This window comes from Paracoccus sp. SSJ, assembly GCF_030234105.1.
In the GTDB taxonomy this organism is placed as follows: Bacteria; Pseudomonadota; Alphaproteobacteria; order Rhodobacterales; family Rhodobacteraceae; genus Paracoccus; species Paracoccus denitrificans.
Genome location: NZ_JASSPE010000009.1, coordinates 76,379 through 92,748, shown reverse-complemented (window position 1 = coordinate 92,748; position 16,370 = coordinate 76,379). Strand labels below are relative to the sequence as shown.

At 63.9% G+C, this 16,370-nt stretch carries 12 protein-coding genes, 6 pseudogenes and 1 other annotated feature; of the genes and pseudogenes, 7 read left to right on the top strand and 11 right to left on the bottom strand.

The features are described 5' to 3' along the window. The first annotated feature begins 2 nt into the window (after positions 1-2). Genes QPR87_RS11960 through QPR87_RS11950 form a run of 3 tightly spaced genes read left to right on the top strand, consistent with a single transcriptional unit; the run spans position 3 to position 2,831 of the window. Positions 3-1,016: a FecCD family ABC transporter permease gene (locus tag QPR87_RS11960; protein WP_011749301.1), complete on the top strand. Its 1,014-nt coding sequence runs from the start codon at positions 3-5 to the stop codon at positions 1,014-1,016. Continuing rightward, entirely contained in the window at positions 1,013-1,783 is a 771-nt protein-coding gene (locus QPR87_RS11955; protein WP_011749302.1) for an ABC transporter ATP-binding protein, read from the top strand. The genes QPR87_RS11960 and QPR87_RS11955 overlap by 4 nt, the downstream gene beginning before the upstream one ends. Before the next feature lie 10 nt (positions 1,784-1,793). Then, positions 1,794-2,831, top strand: coding sequence for an ABC transporter substrate-binding protein (locus QPR87_RS11950; protein ID WP_011749303.1), 1,038 nt, complete (start codon positions 1,794-1,796; stop codon positions 2,829-2,831). Between the two features lie 173 nt (positions 2,832-3,004). Here QPR87_RS11950 and QPR87_RS11945 read toward each other — a convergent pair whose 3' ends face one another. Both QPR87_RS11945 and QPR87_RS11940 read right to left on the bottom strand, forming a co-directional pair. Next, entirely contained in the window at positions 3,005-3,157 is a 153-nt protein-coding gene (locus QPR87_RS11945; protein WP_157137445.1) for a hypothetical protein, read from the bottom strand. Between the two features lie 138 nt (positions 3,158-3,295). Beyond that, on the bottom strand, positions 3,296-3,451 hold the full coding sequence (locus QPR87_RS11940) for a butyrate--acetoacetate CoA-transferase (RefSeq protein ID WP_011749305.1): 156 nt from the start codon (positions 3,449-3,451) through the stop codon (positions 3,296-3,298). Between the two features lie 69 nt (positions 3,452-3,520). Continuing rightward, positions 3,521-3,578, top strand: a sequence feature (sul1 is cis-regulatory element that is thought to sense ions involved in sulfur or methionine metabolism; They are found in Alphaproteobacteria). A 67-nt stretch (positions 3,579-3,645) separates the two neighbouring features. On the opposite strand from QPR87_RS11940, the gene QPR87_RS11935 reads away from it, so the two are divergent. After that, positions 3,646-5,136, top strand: a complete 1,491-nt coding sequence (locus tag QPR87_RS11935; RefSeq protein WP_285049668.1) for a SulP family inorganic anion transporter — start codon at positions 3,646-3,648, stop codon at positions 5,134-5,136. Positions 5,137-5,620: 484 nt separating this feature from the next. Here the strand turns inward: QPR87_RS11935 and QPR87_RS11930 are convergent, their stop codons facing one another. Next, positions 5,621-6,865: a chloride channel protein gene (locus QPR87_RS11930; protein WP_114669397.1), complete on the bottom strand. Its 1,245-nt coding sequence runs from the start codon at positions 6,863-6,865 to the stop codon at positions 5,621-5,623. Positions 6,866-7,074: 209 nt separating this feature from the next. Continuing rightward, on the bottom strand, positions 7,075-8,739 hold the full coding sequence (locus tag QPR87_RS11925; RefSeq protein ID WP_011749308.1) for a BCCT family transporter: 1,665 nt from the start codon (positions 8,737-8,739) through the stop codon (positions 7,075-7,077). Between the two features lie 375 nt (positions 8,740-9,114). Between QPR87_RS11925 and QPR87_RS23635 the strand changes: the two are divergent. Next, a pseudogene (locus QPR87_RS23635) lies at positions 9,115-9,972 on the top strand (hypothetical protein); the annotation flags it as partial. Positions 9,973-10,232: 260 nt separating this feature from the next. Here the strand turns inward: QPR87_RS23635 and QPR87_RS11915 are convergent. The 3 genes and pseudogenes from QPR87_RS11915 to QPR87_RS11905 form a co-directional block, all read right to left on the bottom strand. Then, positions 10,233-10,679: pseudogene (locus QPR87_RS11915) on the bottom strand (IS5 family transposase); the annotation flags it as partial. A 29-nt stretch (positions 10,680-10,708) separates the two neighbouring features. Beyond that, positions 10,709-10,924: pseudogene (locus tag QPR87_RS11910) on the bottom strand (transposase domain-containing protein); the annotation flags it as partial. Further along, positions 10,918-11,349, bottom strand: coding sequence for a hypothetical protein (locus QPR87_RS11905; protein WP_028710128.1), 432 nt, complete (start codon positions 11,347-11,349; stop codon positions 10,918-10,920). The gene QPR87_RS11905 and the pseudogene QPR87_RS11910, both read right to left, overlap by 7 nt. Before the next feature lie 304 nt (positions 11,350-11,653). On the opposite strand from QPR87_RS11905, the pseudogene QPR87_RS11900 reads away from it, so the two are divergent. Both QPR87_RS11900 and QPR87_RS11895 read left to right on the top strand, forming a co-directional pair. Further along, positions 11,654-11,827, top strand: a pseudogene (locus QPR87_RS11900) (recombinase family protein); the annotation flags it as partial. A gap of 52 nt (positions 11,828-11,879) precedes the next feature. Then, positions 11,880-12,716: a recombinase family protein gene (locus QPR87_RS11895; protein WP_231486813.1), complete on the top strand. Its 837-nt coding sequence runs from the start codon at positions 11,880-11,882 to the stop codon at positions 12,714-12,716. 117 nt (positions 12,717-12,833) lie between these two features. On the opposite strand, the pseudogene istB reads toward QPR87_RS11895, so the two are convergent. The 4 genes and pseudogenes from istB to QPR87_RS11875 all read right to left on the bottom strand — a co-directional run. Further along, positions 12,834-13,298: pseudogene (gene istB, locus QPR87_RS11890) on the bottom strand (IS21-like element helper ATPase IstB); the annotation flags it as partial. Positions 13,299-13,339: 41 nt separating this feature from the next. Continuing rightward, a pseudogene (locus QPR87_RS11885) lies at positions 13,340-13,492 on the bottom strand (DUF4405 domain-containing protein); the annotation flags it as partial. 202 nt (positions 13,493-13,694) lie between these two features. Continuing rightward, positions 13,695-14,912 carry an MFS transporter gene (locus QPR87_RS11880; protein WP_024844894.1) on the bottom strand — a complete coding sequence of 406 codons (1,218 nt, stop codon included), beginning with the start codon at positions 14,910-14,912 and terminating at the stop codon, positions 13,695-13,697. Positions 14,913-14,936: 24 nt separating this feature from the next. Then, positions 14,937-16,169: an MFS transporter gene (locus QPR87_RS11875; protein ID WP_011749313.1), complete on the bottom strand. Its 1,233-nt coding sequence runs from the start codon at positions 16,167-16,169 to the stop codon at positions 14,937-14,939. Positions 16,170-16,370 lie beyond the last annotated feature (201 nt).

Sequence of the window (16,370 nt, the reverse complement as noted above, 5' to 3'; positions counted from 1 at the left end):
GGGTGACGGCACGTTCCCCTACGCTGACGTTTCTGGCGCTTCTGCTAGCGGTGAGCGTCATATTCGCCTTCGGGATCGGGCGCTATCCGATCGGCACCCGCGACCTGTTCGATTTCGTTCTGGCCGCGACCGGGCTGGGCCGGATGGAGCAGGACCGCTACGACCTGTTGAGCAACCTGATCCTCGACATCCGTGCGCCGCGCATCGCCGCAGCGGTGCTGGTCGGCGCGTCCCTGGCCACGGCGGGGGCTGCGTTTCAGGCGGTGTTTCGCAACCCTCTGGTTTCGCCCGGCCTGCTGGGAGTGCTGGCCGGTGCCGGTTTCGGTGCGTCCGTGGGCATCCTGATTTCGGGAAACTGGGTCGTCGTGCAACTGCTGGCCTTTGCCTGCGCCATTCTGGCCGTGCTGTTCGCGCTCGGGATTGCGAACCTGTTCGGCAATGCCTCGCTTGTGATGCTGATCCTCGGCGGGATCATCAGCGGCGCGCTTTTCTCGGCGCTGCTGACGCTGGTCAAATATGCTGCCGATCCGGGCGATCAACTGCCCGCGATCACCTATTGGCTGATGGGCAATCTCGGCACCGCACGTATCGAACAATTGCGATGGGCCGCCTTGCCGGTGTTCGCGGGTATCCTGATCGTCTGGATGCTGGGCCGCGCGCTGGACGCAATGTCGATGGGCGACGATGAGGCCCATACGCTTGGCGTTCCGGTGGCGCTGATCCGCTATGCCGTCATTGCCGTTGCGACGATGGTCTCGGCGATCTCGGTGTCGATGGTGGGCATCATCGGCTGGATCGGCCTGATCATCCCGCATATCGCGCGGCTGATGATCGGTCCGATGAACATGCGCCTGATCCCCGCTTCGGCCCTGCTGGGAGCGTCCTTTCTGGTCGGTGCGGACATCCTGGCGCGGTCGCTTTCGGGTATCGAGATCCCCATCGGCATTGTCACCGAGATCGTCGGCATCCCGATCTTCGTCCTCGTCCTGTCGCGCGTCCGCCGGGGCTGGACATGAGCAGGGTCGTCATCTCTACGCAGGGTCTGGGTTTCGACCGCGACCGGCGCGTCATCCTGTCGGACGTCGAACTCGCTATCCGCGCGGCCGAGATCGTCGCCATATTGGGCGCGAACGGAGCGGGGAAATCGACGCTGCTGCGGCTTATGCTGAAGCTGCTGCGGCCGGCGCGCGGCAGCGTCTCTCTGTATGGCATGCCGCTTGCCGCGATGCGCCGCCGCGACATCGCCGCTGCCGTCGCCTATGTGCCCCAGCATCATACGCCGCCCTTTCCCTATACGGTGGCGCAGGTCGCGGGGCTGGGCAGGCTGGTGACCTCGGGCCTGCTGAAACTTCCCGGCGCGCGGGACGAGAAGCGGGTCCAGGCGGTTCTGGAACGGCTCGGGATCGCGCATCTGGCACAGCGCGACTACACCGGCATCTCGGGCGGCGAGCGCCAGCTTGTCCTGATCGCGCGGGCGCTGGTCCAGGGCGCCCGCATCCTGCTGATGGACGAGCCGGACGTGGGCCTCGATTACGGCAACCAGCGCCGCTTGCTCGACCTGATGCGCGCGCTCGCGGCCGAGGGCCATACGATCGTCTTTACCACCCACCATCCCGATCACACGCTCTATGCCGCCGACCGCGCGGTGCTGATCGACGGCGGGAAAATCCTCGCGGATGGCGGGCCTGCCTCGGTCCTCACGCCGCAGGTCATCCACGCGGTCTATGGGGTCCGGGTCGCCCGGGTCGGTCACGGTCCCCACATTATTTTTGTCCCGGCATGAGGAGAGGATGATGTTCCGGATCCGGCATCTGGCCACGTGCATCGCCTGTGCAGTTGCCCTTCTGTCCCAACCCGCATCGGCCGAGATCATGCGCGAGGTGGTCTATTACGGCGACCGATCCGTCAGCCTGCCGCCCGAGATCGATCGGATCGCCACGAATTGGGAGGCGCAGAACTCGATCCTGACCATGCTCGGCTATGGCGACCGCATCGTCGCGACCACGCGCATCGCGCGCTCGATGCCGCTGATGCAAAAGTTCGTGCCCTCGATCAAGGCTGCGGCGCTGACCACGCTCGGCGACGGCACCGTCAATGTCGAGGAGCTGATGGTGCTGAAGCCGGACATCCTGTTTTCCTCGCGTGCGTTACCCGACGCTGTTTCCAGGCAGCTTCGGGGGGCGGGCATCGCCGTGGCGTCCTTTCGCAGCAATTCCATCGACGCGCTGGTCGAGCGCGTGTTGATCACCGGCGAAATGCTTGGGCCGGATGCGCTTGAAGTCGCCAGGAGGTACCAAGGCTATTTCGACGACAACCGCCGCCGCGTCGCCGAGCGGCTGGAAGGCATCCCGCCCGATCGGCGCGTGAGGGTCTACCTGGCCTCGGGCGCGCCGCTTTCGACCTCGGGACGACCGTCGCTGAACCAGGACTGGATGGATCTGGGCGGGGCGATCAATATCGCGGAAAGCTGGTTCGGAGACATGCCCTATGCCTCGGGCATTGCCTCGCTTGAGAATATCATCGCCGGAAACCCTGATGTCATCATCTCGATGAATGCCGAGGACGCCGAGGAAATCCGCACCAACCCGCAATGGCGCAACGTCAAGGCGGTGCGCGAGGGCCGGGTCTACGCCAATCCGCGCGGGCTGTTCTGGTGGTGCCGGGAAACCTCGGAAGGGGCGCTTCAATTTCTTTGGCTGGCCAGCACGCTTTATCCCGACGCTCTTGCCGATATCGACATGCGCGAGGAAACCCGGCGTTTCTATCGCAAATTCTATCGCATCGAACTGACCGACAACGAGATCGCCGAGTTCCTGAAGCCGACATACTGACGCAGCAGTCCGGGATGATCATAGAGACAGCAGCGATGAATTCGCGGACCTTTGAACCAAGCTTCTTTCGAAGTGGATGCCTTGGTCGGTGGCGCAATCTTTCCGCCCACCCGTGCGCGAGAGTTTCGTCGCATCGGGCAATATGCCGCAATATGCCCTTTGCCTTCCCTTCGTTATGCTTGAATGAATATAACGATTCGGTGGGATGCGAGGAGGAGACGGGCGTGGTGGTTCGTGCGTCTCATCGGGACCCAAGCTGGGGTCTTGGAAAAGAACGGCTTCAGGCGCTCCATCTGCGCATCGGTCAGCCAGAAAAGATTGCTCATCGATCAGGTCTCCTTGCGGAGCCTGAATCACGCCAAACACCTGAAATCAATGGGTCTGGAGCCTAAGAAGGCGCCCACGAAACATGGGGCTATTCAAAGCGTAGCCACACTCCAGAACGCAGCTGGAAAGACCTGCCTTCACAACCTAATTTCCGGCACCTCCCCTGCGATCAGCAGGTCCGCGCCGGTCGCGGCCTCGATCTCGCCAGCTGAAACGCCGGGCGCGCGTTCGCGTAGCGCGAGGTCCTCCGGGGTCGGCTCCATCACCACAAGCTCGGTCACGATCAGCGTCACGGAACGTTACGAGGTCAACCTCCACCTGCTTGCCCACTGTCGTGGATCCAGGTATGACGCCGCGAACCGCAAGGACTCGGGTGCGATTCCCGGGTGGCTCTTCCGGCCGCCGATCCGCCGGACCATTCTGAACAAACCCGATCCCACAGGCCCGCCCTTTCCCAGGCGGTCTTCGTCCCGGGTATGGATCACGCATGAATTCTCTTACCTCATACCGGCACGAATGGCTGGGCAACATCCGCGCCGACCTGCTGTCGGGCTTGGTCGTCGCCCTGGCCCTCATCCCCGAGGCCATCGCCTTCTCGATCATCGCCGGTGTCGATCCGAAGGTGGGGCTTTACGCCTCCTTCTCCATCGCGGTCATCACCGCCATCGCCGGCGGGCGGCCCGGCATGATTTCGGCCGCGACCGCGGCAACGGCGGTGCTGATGGTGACATTGGTGCGCGACCACGGGTTGCAATACCTGCTGGCCGCCATGGTGCTGGCCGGGCTGGTCCAGATCGGCATGGGGCTGCTGCGGCTGGGCTTCGTCATGCGCTTCGTGTCGAAATCGGTGATGACCGGCTTCGTCAATGCGCTGGCGATCCTGATCTTCATGGCGCAGCTGCCGGAACTGGATCCCGCCCGCGTGCCGCCGCTGACCTACCTGCTGGTGGCGGCGGGGCTGGCGATCATCTACCTGTTCCCGCTGCTGACCCGCGCCATCCCTTCGCCCCTGGTCACCATCGTCGTGCTGACGGCGCTGAGCCTGGCCTTCGGCTGGGACGTGCGCACGGTGGGCGACATGGGCGCGCTGCCCGACACGCTGCCCGTCTTTCTGCTTCCCGACGTGCCGCTGAATCTGGAAACGCTGACGATCATTCTGCCCTATTCGCTGGCGGTCGCCGTGGTCGGGCTGCTGGAAAGCCTAATGACCCAGAACCTGGTGGATGAGTTGACCGACACCAGGACCGACCGTAACCAAGAATGCATCGGCCAGGGACTGGCCAATACGGCCACCGGCTTCATCGGCGGCATGGCCGGCTGCGCGATGATCGGGCAGTCGATGATCAACGTCAAATCCGGCGGGCGCGGGCGGCTGTCCTGCTTCGTCGCGGGGGTATTTCTGTTGATCCTCGTCGTGGGTCTGGGCGATCTGGTGGCGCGCATCCCGATGCCAGCGCTGGTGGCGGTGATGATCATGGTCTCGGTCGGCACGTTTTCCTGGTCCTCGATCGGGAACCTGCGGACGCATCCGCGATCATCCTCGGTGGTGATGCTGGCAACGGTGGCGACAGTGGTCTGGACCCACAACCTGGCCATCGGCGTGCTGATCGGTGTGCTGCTCTCGGGCATCTTCTTCGCCGCCAAGATCGCGCAGCTTTTCCGCGTCACCTCGGCCCTGTCGCTGGACGGGCGCAGCCGGACCTATCGCGTCGAGGGGCAGCTTTTCTACGGCTCGGTCGAGGACTTCATGGCCGCCTTCGACTTCCGCGAGGCGCTGGAGCGGGTGGTGATCGACGTTTCCGCCGCCCATATCTGGGATATTTCCAGCGTGCAGGCACTGGACATGGCGGTGCTGAAGTTCCGCCGCATCGGGGCCGAGGTCGAGGTCGTCGGCCTGAACGAGGCTTCCGAGACCATCCTCGACCGCCTGGGCAGCCATGACAAACCGGGCGCGCTGGACAGGCTAAACGCACATTGACGAGGATGGAGATGAGCGATCGTATCGTCGCCTTGGTGGACGGGTCCGACTATTCCAAAGCACCTGCCGTCATTCCGGCGAGCTGTCCAAGCCGCTGTGGCCCCTATTGAGATCCCGCAGGTGCTGGGCCGGCCTAGAAACAGGGGATCGATGCGTCGATGACCAGCCCGGCCAAGATCCGTTGCTTTTACGTTCTGTCGTGCCGACAAGGAAGTCGTTGTTGCCACGCCATTTTTCGTGGCGCACTGGCTCCGTTCCGGGTTGATCCCAAACGCCACATTCGTCCACTCTCGTCCTGAAGAATTCGTTGTTAAAGAAGAAGAACCAGACTCAACCCCAGGACCAACTTAAACAAAGGAAAACATTTACCGTAGGGGTTGGGCGGCAGGGCCGGCATTTTGCTTTTCTCGGTCGACCCCGGAAGCTGGTAAACGGCCTCAGTTCTGCCCAGCCGCAAGAGGACCAGGGACGTGAAATTTCCCATTCACGCAGCACCCTCGCGCCGTCGCAGCTTGAGGGCGTCCGCCAGCCACAGCCGGGCCAGCCCGTGATACAGCGGTTCGGGCGACAGCAGGCGCGACACGCCAAAGCCAAGCATCGCGGCGGCCATGATGGGCAGGGCATGTTCCTGCGTTGCGGTCATCTCCATGACGATAACGAAAGCGGTCATCGGCGATTGCACGACACCGGCGAAATAGGCCGCCATCCCGAGCACCGCCGCAAAGCTGAGCGAGGCCGAGAACAGGCCGCCGATCAGATTGCCCAGCCCCGCACCGACCGAAAGCGACGGCGCGAACAAGCCGCCCGGAATACCCGATACGGTCGAGGCCAGCGTCGCCAGCAGCTTGGCCAGGAAAAAGCTGGCGGGCAATTGCTCACCCTGCACCGCCAGCCGCGCCTCGCCGTAGCTGGTGCCAAAGGCCATGCCGCCGCTGAGCAGCCCCGTCACCGCGACCGCCAGACCCGCCGCGCCGGCGACGACGACCAGCTTGCGTCCGGGCGCCAGCTTCCAGCGCCGGATGCGCCGGGTCAGGGACAGCACCGACCGGCTGAACCCGGCACCAAGCGCACCGCCGGCAATTCCCACCACCCCGACCAGCAGCCAGTCGCGCGGGAAATTGCCATAGGCCACGGCCTCGCCGAAATAGGTGTAGCTGCCCGAGATCGCCAGCGCCGCGATCCCGGCGATCACCACTGTCGAAAGCACCAGCCCATTGGTGCGGCTTTGATAGGTGCGCGCCATTTCTTCGATTGCAAAGACTATACCAGCCAGCGGGGTGTTGAAGGCGGCTGCGATTCCGGCGGCCGAGCCCGCAAGGATCAACCCTTTGGCCTGGGCCAGATGCCCGACGCGCGCGCTGGCCAGCATGATGGCGGCGCCGATCTGGACGGTCGGGCCCTCGCGCCCGATCGAAGCGCCGCAGAGCAGGCCCCACAGCGTCAGCAGGAACTTTCCGGCGGCGATCCTCAGCGTCAGATACAGCCTCCGCTCCTCGCCCTCCAAGGCGCGGGCGGCGATGGCCTGCGGGATGCCGCTGCCCTGCGCGCCGGGAAAATATCGTTGCGCGACCCATCCCGAAGAGATGAAGCCCGCAGGAAGCGCCAGAAGCAGCCAGGGCGAGGTTCCCCCGGCCGAGAGATGGCGGAACGTCTCGGTTGCCAGGTCAGCGAGCTTGGCGAAGGCGGTGCTGACCAGCCCGACCAGCAATGCGCCGCACCAGAAGACCATCCGCCCACGCCATTGTTCCCGGCTCGTGATCAGCGCGCGCGAGCGTCGGAGGATGCGAAACCGGGGGCGAGGCATGGGCATGTCGGATCCTGTGTCGCCAAGCAGGCAGAGAGCAGAAGGCCGGAATGAGATCTTCCCTGCATTCCATAGACCTGGTGGAGAAGACAAATGCAAACCGGGCCGGACATGACCGCCCGGCCCGCCCAGCCTCAGGTCAGTTCCCGCTTTTCGGCCAGCAGGCCCTTGAGAATGGCCCAGCAGGCGCCCAGCAGCACCAGCGTGAAGGGCAGGCCGGTCGAAACCGCCATCGCCTGCAAGGCCGTCAGCCCGCCACCCAGAAGCAGGGCGATGGCGACCAGCCCTTCGAAACTGCACCAGAAGATGCGCTGCGGCACCGGCGCGTGGATCTTGCCGCCCGCCGCGATGGTGTCGATCACCAGCGAGCCGGAATCCGAGGAGGTGACGAAGAACACGATCACCAGAACAATGCCGATGAAGCTGGAAATCGCGGTCAGCGGCAGCTGCGACAGCATCTGGAACAGCTGCAGTTCCAGCGCCGCATCGGTCACACCCGAAAAGCCGGCCAATGTCTCGGAAATCGCGGTGCCGCCAAAGGCCGTCATCCACAGGACCGAGATCAGCGAGGGCACGATCAGCACCGCGGTCAGGAACTGCCGCACGGTCCGCCCGCGCGAGACCCTGGCGATGAACATGCCGACAAAGGGCGACCAGCTGATCCACCAAGCCCAATAGAAGGCGGTCCAGCCATGGCGGAAGTTGTCGTCGGTGCGCCCGAACGGGTTGGACAGCGGCAGGATCTTGGCGCCATAGGCGGCCAGATTGCCGAAAAAGCCGGTCAGGATCTGCCAGGTCGGCCCGGTCAGGATCACGAAAAGCAGCAGCAGGACCGCAAGGATCATGTTGATCTCGGACAGGCGCTTGACGCCCTTTTCGACGCCCAGCACGACCGAGGCCGTGGCCACCCCGGTGATGATGACGATCAGCACGATCTTGGCGGTCAGCGCGGTGCTCCAGCCGAACAGGAAATGGAAACCCGCCGATGCCTGCTCGGCGCCGATCCCCAGCGAGGTGGCCAGCCCGAACAGCGTCGCCATCACCGCCAGCACATCCACGACATGGCCCGGCCAGCCCCAGACCCGTTCGCCCAGAATCGGATAGAACACCGAGCGCAGCGTCAGCGGCAGCCCCTTGTTATAGGCAAACAGCGCCAGAGCCAGCGCCACGACCGCATAGATCGCCCAAGGATGCAGGCCCCAGTGAAAGATCGTCGCGGCCATCGCCAGCCGCCGCGCGCCCAGTTCGTCCCCCGGCGCGCCGTCCAGCGGCGCCCAATCGGTGCGCACGCCGTTTTCGACCACCGGCCCGCCCAATGCGGCGGTGAAATGGCCCAGCGGCTCACTGACGCCATAGAACATCAGGCCGATGCCCATGCCGGCGGCAAACAGCATCGAAAACCAGCCGGTCAGCGAGAAATCGGGCGTGGCCTCGGGGCCGCCCAGCCGGACCGAGCCCAGCGGCGACAGGATCAGGCCAACGCACAGCAGCACGAAGACATTGCCGGCGATCAGGAAGAACCAGTCGAAATTGCTGGTAACGACGTCGCGCAATCCGCCGAAGAACGGCCCCAGCACCGAGGGGAACAGCAGCGTGGCCGCGGTAAAGACCACCACCGCGACGCCGGAGATCATGAAGACGGGGTTGTGGATGTCGAAGGCGACCGGCTTGACGCCTTCGATATTGTCCTGTCCGATCTCGTAATCGGTCGCGATGATCTGGGTCGGGCCCTCGGGCGGCGGCAGGGCCTCGATGCCGGCGTCGGCGATCAACGGTTCGGATGGGCTTATCTGTGACATGCGTCCCTTTCTCATTTGGGTTCGATCGGGCGCCGAAAGCTTCGACTCGACGCGAAATGCGCCTGGGGACCCAGAGTTTCACAGTTTCTTTATGATTGCCATCCGCAGCCGCCTGACAGTTGAACTGGGACATGGCGATGCTTGCATCATTCGAAATTCTTCCGCTGGCAGATCAAGATCGTCGTTTCTTCGAGATCCGCGAGGTGGTTCGTCCCAGGAATCGGTATTTAGCCTTGGGGATATGGGACCGGCTGACAAAATAAGGCGTTCGATCGCCGAAAGCTCCGGAGGACCGCAGCGTAGCCCAGGCGATAGTGGATTGCGATTGGCGGTGGGCTTTGCTGTAGTCAGGCGAAGGCACTTCTGAGGGAAGCAATGACGTCTTACTGGAATGGCCGACAGGCACGGCCCGACAACCTCCGGCTGTTGACCCATGAGGGTGCCTGGAAGGCGTGGGCAGATGCTGAAGAACCGATGCCGGCGGATCCAGAGCATCGGCTTCGCGGGTGCCGCTCCATCGTGACGCAGGCACTTCAGGACGTCTTGCACTCGACTAATGTGATCATCCTGCTCGGCTCAGGCGCATCGTTTTGTGCGCGAAATACGACAGGTCCTAATGCTCCGGGCATGCGGGATTTATGGGTTGGGGTGCGGGCAGCTTGCGAAGCGCACCGCGCCGGTGAATTCGATGCGGTAGTGAGGGCGCTGGTTGGAACGGCACCCGGAGTAGATCCGGACGGCAACCCGAAGACTGGCAACATCGAACGACTGCTCAGCCTGTGCAAAATGCGCCTCGAGCTTCTGTCGGTGAAAGAGGAAACCTTGAAGAATGCGCGATCGCTGGTGGACGATCCCGGGCCAGAGGAAGCCGCCGCCGTTGCGGAAATGGAAAGTCTCTCAGCGTTCGTGTCGCTGGCAGAGGAAGCGGTCCTAACCAAGGTCGGCTTCGTGAATGCGACGACGGAGCTTTCGGCGCATACGGAACTTCTTACGAAATTCGGTCGCAGGAGTGCTGACAAGCCCCGGGTCAAGATTTTTACGACGAACTACGACTTGTGTATCGAGGAGGCGGCACTCCGGCTCAATGCGGTTCTCGTGGATGGATTTTCGCACAGCGCGCGGCAGCGATACAATCGAGACAACTTCGATCATGATATCGTCCGCCGGCGCAACGGCACCGCACGCGCAGACTTCGTCGACGGTGTCTTCCAACTCTACAAACTGCATGGCTCTGTCGACTGGAGACGTGTCGGCGACCACGTCTTCCGCAGTTTGGATATGGATTTTGAGCACGGCGCACCCGTCCTGATCTACCCCCGGTCTACGAAATATCAGGAGGCGTTCGATAGCCCCTATCTCGATATGTTCGCGGCATTGCAGGCCGGGTTAAGGGAGCCCGATACGACACTGATCATCGCGAAGACCCCGCCCCACCGGACGGCGCTGTTGCGCAAATCAGCCGATGACCGGACTTCCCCTTTCCCCGGGCACACCTATCCTGCAGCCACGGTCATCGGGATACCGAGTGCTGTGAAGCGGTTGAGGACCGCCGCGCGGATCTGGACCTCTGCCACCTGGCGGTCGAAGTCTCGCGACATCAGCCGCTGGCCGAGCAGCTTCACGCAGTTCATTTTTGTTTCGACCCTGCTGCGGCGGTGATACCCGCTCCAGTTCCGCCAGAGCGCCCGGCCCAAGCGCTTCGATGCTCGCAGGATCTCGTTGCGCGCCCGGGCTCCGGCTGTGTCCGGCTTCCATGGCCTCGCATTCTGTCTCGGCGGCATGATAGCTGCAGCATCGCGGGCGGCGATGGCGTCATGGCAGGCACGGGTGTCATAGGCACCGTCGGCGGTGACGGTGGCGATCTCCTCCTCCGCCGGGATCTGGGCAAGCAGGTCCGGCAGCATCGGCGCATCGCCAACACTGCTGGAGGTGACCTCGACGTAAGCGTTTGCAGGGGATCACGGGCGGCTTAGCTTGCCGGCCTGAAGTTCCAGGGCAGCAGGTCGTCGATGCGGCTTTGCGGATGACCGCTGGCGATGGCGGTGAGCGTGGCCTTGAGGTAGGCGAAGGGCTCGATGCCGTTGATCTTGCAGGTTTCGATCAGCGAGGCGATGCGGCCCCAGGCGATGCCGCCTTCGTCGTGACCGGCGAAGAGTGCATTCTTGCGATTGAGGGCCATCACCCGTTCATTCTGCCCATGTCGGGCAATTTGTTGAGGTGCATTACCGGTGGCACGCGCTTTTTGGCCGACAGTTTCGGGTTGAGCGTGTCGACCGACGCAAGTCCGGTCAGTTTGTCCATATCGAGGTTCTGCCTGGCATCTTCATGGTCGTGGCCGCGTGGATGCTCGACCCGGCGGCTTGCACCGGAATGGACCTCGGCACGCCGCGCGTATCGCTCGCGGCCCTGTCGGATCTCGATGACCTTCTGACTCGGCGCGGTCTTCGGCGAAGCTCTTCCGGTGATATCATCGCCGGAAAGGAACAGACCGATGCAAGACCTGCCCACCGGGCCGTCGCGCCCCAGGCAATTGCAGATGCAGTTCGACTCGGAGCGGTTGCGCGGAATGAGCCCACGGGAGCGCCAGCAGGTATTGACGCGCCTGGCCATTCTGCTGGCCGAAGCAGCGGGAGCGAGCGAGCTGGAGGGAGGCGATGATGGACGGTGATGTTCTTCCACCGGCCATCCTGCAGCGCAAGGCGGTGGTCTATGTGCGCCAATCGACCCCGGCCCAGGTGGAGCTCAACACCGAGAGCCGGCGACGGCAGTATGAACTGGTCGAGATCGCGCGTCGTCGTGGTTTCAGGACCGTGGATGTGATCGACGACGATCTCGGCCGCTCCGCCAGCGGCATGGTGGCCCGGCCCGGCTCGAGAAGCTTGTCGCCGCCTTGTGCGCCGGGGAAGTCGGCGCCGTGCTCTGCTTTGACGCTTCGCGGCTGGCACGCAACGGCAGGGACTGGCACCACCTGCTCGAACTGTGCGGGCTTGTCGAGGCGCGTGTCATCGACCTCGATGGCATCTACGATCCCTGCCTGCCGAACGACCGCCTGCTGCTCGGCATGAAGGGCAGCATCAGCGAGTTCGAGCTTGGGGTGATCCGGGCGCGCATGCTTGACGCCGCCCGGGCGAAGGCGCGCCGTGGCGAACTTCGGATCAGCGTGCCGATCGGCTATATCTGGCATCGCGAGGCCGGCCTCGGCCTCGATCCCGACTTCCGGCTCCAGCAGTGTCATCCGGCTGGTCTTCGAGCGATTCCGCCAACTCGGCAGCGCACGGCAGACGCATCTGTCGCTGGCGGCGGAGGGGGTGTTCTTTCCGCGCCCCTCGGACGGCAAACGCCTGACCTCCTTCGATTGGACAGCGATCCGCTATCGCAACGTCATCGGGCTGCTGAAGAACCCCTTCTACGCAGGGGCCTATGTCTATGGAAAGAGTGAGAAGCGCATTGAACTGGTCGACGGTCGCGCGCGTAAGACCTACGGCCATGGCAAGCCGCCTGAGGCGTGGGACGTGTTGATCCGTGATCATCATGCCGCCTATATCGATTGGGCGGAATACGAGCGGAACCAGATGCTGCTCGCAGCCAACGCCTATGGACGTGCGGGAGGACAGAAGTCCGGGCGGGGCGGCCGTGCTCTTCTTGCCGGCATGCTGACCTGCGGGCGCTGTGGCCGCGGTCTGGCCGTCGCCTATGTCGGCGCCCCGCCCGGCCGTCCGACCTATCGCTGCGATCGGCCCAATCTCATGCTCGGCCTGCCGCGCTGTCTCAGCTTCGGTGGATCCCGTGTGGACGCCGCGATCGCATCGGAGATACTGCGCGTGGTCGAGCCGATGGCGATCGAGGCCGCACTGGAGGCGGAGCGGATGCACAGGGAAGGAGAGGCCGAGCGCCGGCGCGTAGCCGAACTCGACCTGCAGCAGTCAGAATACGATGCTTCGCTGGCGGAACGGCGCTATGCTGTCAATCGGCGTTGAATGGTGCCCCCTTATCGGCGTCCAAAAGTGACCCCTTTGGCGCGCGGGTGAGCAGGCCCGTGGCGGCGTAGCTTTCCAGCTGGCGCAGCCGACGCGGGCCTGCGTTTTGGAGGGCGGTCAAGCTCGTGTTTTGATGCGCCAGCTGTCGTTGCCGGTTTCGACGATGTCGCAATGGTGGGTGAGACGATCGAGCAGCGCGGTGGTCATCTTCGCGTCTCCGAAGACGGTCGGCCACTCCCCGAATGCCAGGTTGGTGGTGACGATGACGGAGGTCTGCTCGTAGAGCTTGCTGACCAGATGGAACAGCAACTGACCGCCGGACTGTGCGAATGGCAAGTATCCGAGCTCATCGAGGATGACGAAGTCGAGCCGCATGAGATGCTCGGCCAGGCGGCCCGCCCGCCCTGCACGGGCCTCGGCCTCGAGCCTGTTCACGAGGTCCACAACATTGAAGAAGCGGCCGCGAGCGCCGTTGCGGATGGCAGCGCGCGCGATCGCCACGGAGATATGGGTCTTGCCGGTCCCGGTGCCGCCGACCAGCACGACATTGCGCTGCTGGCTGAGGAATTCCCCGCTGGCCAGCCCGATTTCAGATGCCGCAGGAAGGGGCGGTAGTTCACGGCGATGTGGGCGCCCGCACCCAGCACGAACAACCACGAAAGCCATTCGTGGACGAAGGTGACGTAGCCGGGCACGATGTCGAAGAACATCATGACGCCGGTTCCGAACATCAGAACCGAGGCGCCGATGGTCAGCGGAGTCGCCCAGCGGCGCATGGTTATGGCTTCGGCCATGTCGGAACCTTTCGAGTTGGGCGGGTGCAGGCCGGGGAGCAGGCGTCAGGCCAGCCTTTCCCGTCCTGCGGATGGGCCATCCGCAGCGATCCTCGCTATTTATCACCGCCTATTGTGTATTATGCACATAATTGAGCATGCGGCCCACGTCAAGCTGAAACGTGCAAAATACGCATATGTGGCATCACGGGTCAGCTCTCTTTGATGAATCCGATCCCGCCGGAGATAGTGCCACGACGGCAATACCGGCCAAGGCCAGCCCGACAAGGGCCATGGCCCACCCGGTGAAATGCTGGCCCTCGATCAGCAGCCCCCCGGCAATCGGTGCGACGATGTTGATCAGCGCGGCCATGGACTGGGCCATCCCCATCGCAGCACCCTGCGAGGTGGCGGGCACGATGAGTGAAAGTGCGGCGACAAGCGTGGGCCGGGCCAAGGCGATGCCTGTTGCGGCCATCACTATTCCGGCCGCCAACGCCGGGACCGTGCCGACAAGGCCGATGATCATGAACCCGATGGCGAGGAGGCTGAAGGAGGCCATGGCCAGCGTCCTCTCGCGCAGGGCCTTGCCAAGGAGCGGCATCACGACGACCTGCACCAGAATATTGATCGCTCCGGCCGCAACGAACACGAACCCGATCTCTGTCGGACCGAAGGGCCGGCCTTGCCATTGGAAGCGGGCGTGCAGCACCAGGGCGAATTGCGATCCGAACAGGCTGAACGCCATGAACAGCAGGGCGAGCGCCGCAAGAAGGTGCTTCACCTGCGGCAAGGCGAGAAGACCGCCGATCTGCGCCAGGAAAGGTGCTGGCGCTGGCTTGTGGATCGGCTGCTGTCCTTCGGCGGGAAGCAGGAGGCAGGTTGCCAGGATGCTGGCCAGGGAAACGACTGCGGCGACTCCGAACGGCACGGCCAGTCCCATCGGTGCCAGAACACCTGCCAGCGCCGGTCCGACCATCGTGCCGACACCCATCGCGGCACTGACGAAGCCGATGGCCTGTCGCCGCTTGTGGGGCGCAGTCCGGTCCGACACATAGGCGGTCGCGATCGAGATGTTGCCTGCCGACAGGCCGCCGAGGATTCGAGCGGCGAACACGACGGCAAGATTGGGGGCCAGGGCGAGCAGGAGGAAGCTCGCACAGGTTCCGATCTGGCTGGCCACCAGCAGCCGCTTGCGGCCGAACAGGTCGGAGGCTTTCCCGAGGATCGGCGCGGCCAGCAACTCGCACAGCGAAAAGCTGGCCAGCAGCAGGCCGATGGTCAGGGGCGTGGCTCCGAACTCGCTTGCGTAGAACGGCAGCAGGGGCAGGATCATGCCCAGACCAGCACTTTCCACCGCGACAACCGCCAAGATCGGGGGCAGGGGACTCCGATCCGGCGCGGCGGGCTCCTCGGGCATCATCGGACTGTTTCCTTGCATGGGAGATCAGTCGGCCCGCGCCGCCGTTTCCGGGTCCACCGCCGGCAGATGTCGCCAGGCGATGGCTGCGGTCAGTGCGACGAGGGCGATGATCACGCCGGTCCAAAGGCCGTAGAGCGCCTGTCCTATCAACAGCCCGGCGAAGACCGGGGAGGCGACATCGGTGAGCGCGATCAGGGATTGGGTGGTGCCGATGACGATCCCTTGCCGTTCCTGCGGAGCATGGACCGACAGAGCCGAGAAGAACGTCGGGCGCGCCATCGCATCGCCGAAGCTGACGCAGAGGATAGCGAGAACGAGGACCGGAAGCGTTGTCGCAAGACCCACCGTCATGTAGCCGGTGGCGACGATGGCACAGATGAATATGATCAGGCGACGTACGGTGAAGAACCGTCCCAGCCAGCGCAGCAGGAACAGTTGCACGAGGATGTTGATCGCTCCGTCCGCCGCCAGCACATAGCCAAGCTCGCGCGGGCCGAAGGGATTTTCCGGTGTGACGAAACTCGCCTGGAGGTAGTTGGCAAGCTGCGAGCTATACATCCCGTAGGCGAAGAAATAGCAGAGCAGCACGACGACCAGCACGCGGATCAGCGGCGAGCCGACGATTGACCTGAACGAGACCTCGCGCGATGCGTCGGGGGTTTGCGATGCGGCCGGGCTGCGCTTCAGCCAGAGTGCCGTGACGGTGAAGCTGACAGCAGACAGCACCATCGCGGCGTAGATCGGTGCGGTCAGCGAGATGTCGGACAGATAGCCGGAAATGCCTGCCCCGACGATGCCGCCCAGCCCTACCCCAGCGTGGAGGGTGCCGATCGCCTGTCTTCGATTGGCGGGCGAACTGTGGTCGGCGGCATAGGCGGCTGCGGCGGCAAAGGTTCCGCCGGTGAAGCCGAACAGCATCCTTGCCAGCAGGACAGGGATAACGGCCTGAGCCAGGCCCAGCAGCAGCAGGCTGACGAAGGCTGTGGCTTGCGTGGCGAGCAAGATCCGCTTGCGCCCCAGCCGGTCGGAGAGTTGGCCGATCAGCGGTGCCGCGACCAGGTGGGTCAATGCCTCGGTGCCCATGACGATGCCGAGGATCAGCGGTGTGCCGCCCATCTCCTGGATATAGAATGGCAGGATCGGCAGGGTGGAGGCGGCGCTGGCAGCATAAAGGCTGACGACCAGGAAGACCGGCAGCATCAGCCGCCAATCGAGTCTTTCCGGGGCGGCATCGTCCGCAGTTGCTGCGTCGTTCATCTCGCGATTCCTTCTGTTGGCGCGCATCTGCGTCGCGAATGAGCGTCGGGAAGTCGGTTGCTGCCGCCCGCTCAATGTGTATCATGCACATAAATGTGGCATGCCTCCGGCGTCAACAGAAAACGTGTATCATGCACATTATATTGACGCAGCGCTTCCCGCCATGATATGTGCTTTATACACACATCAAGAAAGGAAGCC

Bases quoted from the DNA above. Each gene is read 5' to 3' on its own strand.
- QPR87_RS11945 (WP_157137445.1), bottom strand. From the start codon at position 3,157: ATGAGCAATCTTTTCTGGCTGACCGATGCGCAGATGGAGCGCCTGAAG.
- QPR87_RS11955 (WP_011749302.1), top strand. From the start codon at position 1,013: ATGAGCAGGGTCGTCATCTCTACGCAGGGTCTGGGTTTCGACCGCGAC.
- QPR87_RS11880 (WP_024844894.1), bottom strand. From the start codon at position 14,912: ATGATGCCCGAGGAGCCCGCCGCGCCGGATCGGAGTCCCCTGCCCCCG.
- QPR87_RS11925 (WP_011749308.1), bottom strand. From the start codon at position 8,739: ATGTCACAGATAAGCCCATCCGAACCGTTGATCGCCGACGCCGGCATC.
- QPR87_RS11875 (WP_011749313.1), bottom strand. From the start codon at position 16,169: ATGAACGACGCAGCAACTGCGGACGATGCCGCCCCGGAAAGACTCGAT.
- QPR87_RS11905 (WP_028710128.1), bottom strand. From the start codon at position 11,349: ATGGCCAGGCGCGTCAATACCTGCTGGCGCTCCCGTGGGCTCATTCCG.
- QPR87_RS11935 (WP_285049668.1), top strand. From the start codon at position 3,646: ATGAATTCTCTTACCTCATACCGGCACGAATGGCTGGGCAACATCCGC.
- QPR87_RS11950 (WP_011749303.1), top strand. From the start codon at position 1,794: ATGTTCCGGATCCGGCATCTGGCCACGTGCATCGCCTGTGCAGTTGCC.
- QPR87_RS11930 (WP_114669397.1), bottom strand. From the start codon at position 6,865: ATGGTCTTCTGGTGCGGCGCATTGCTGGTCGGGCTGGTCAGCACCGCC.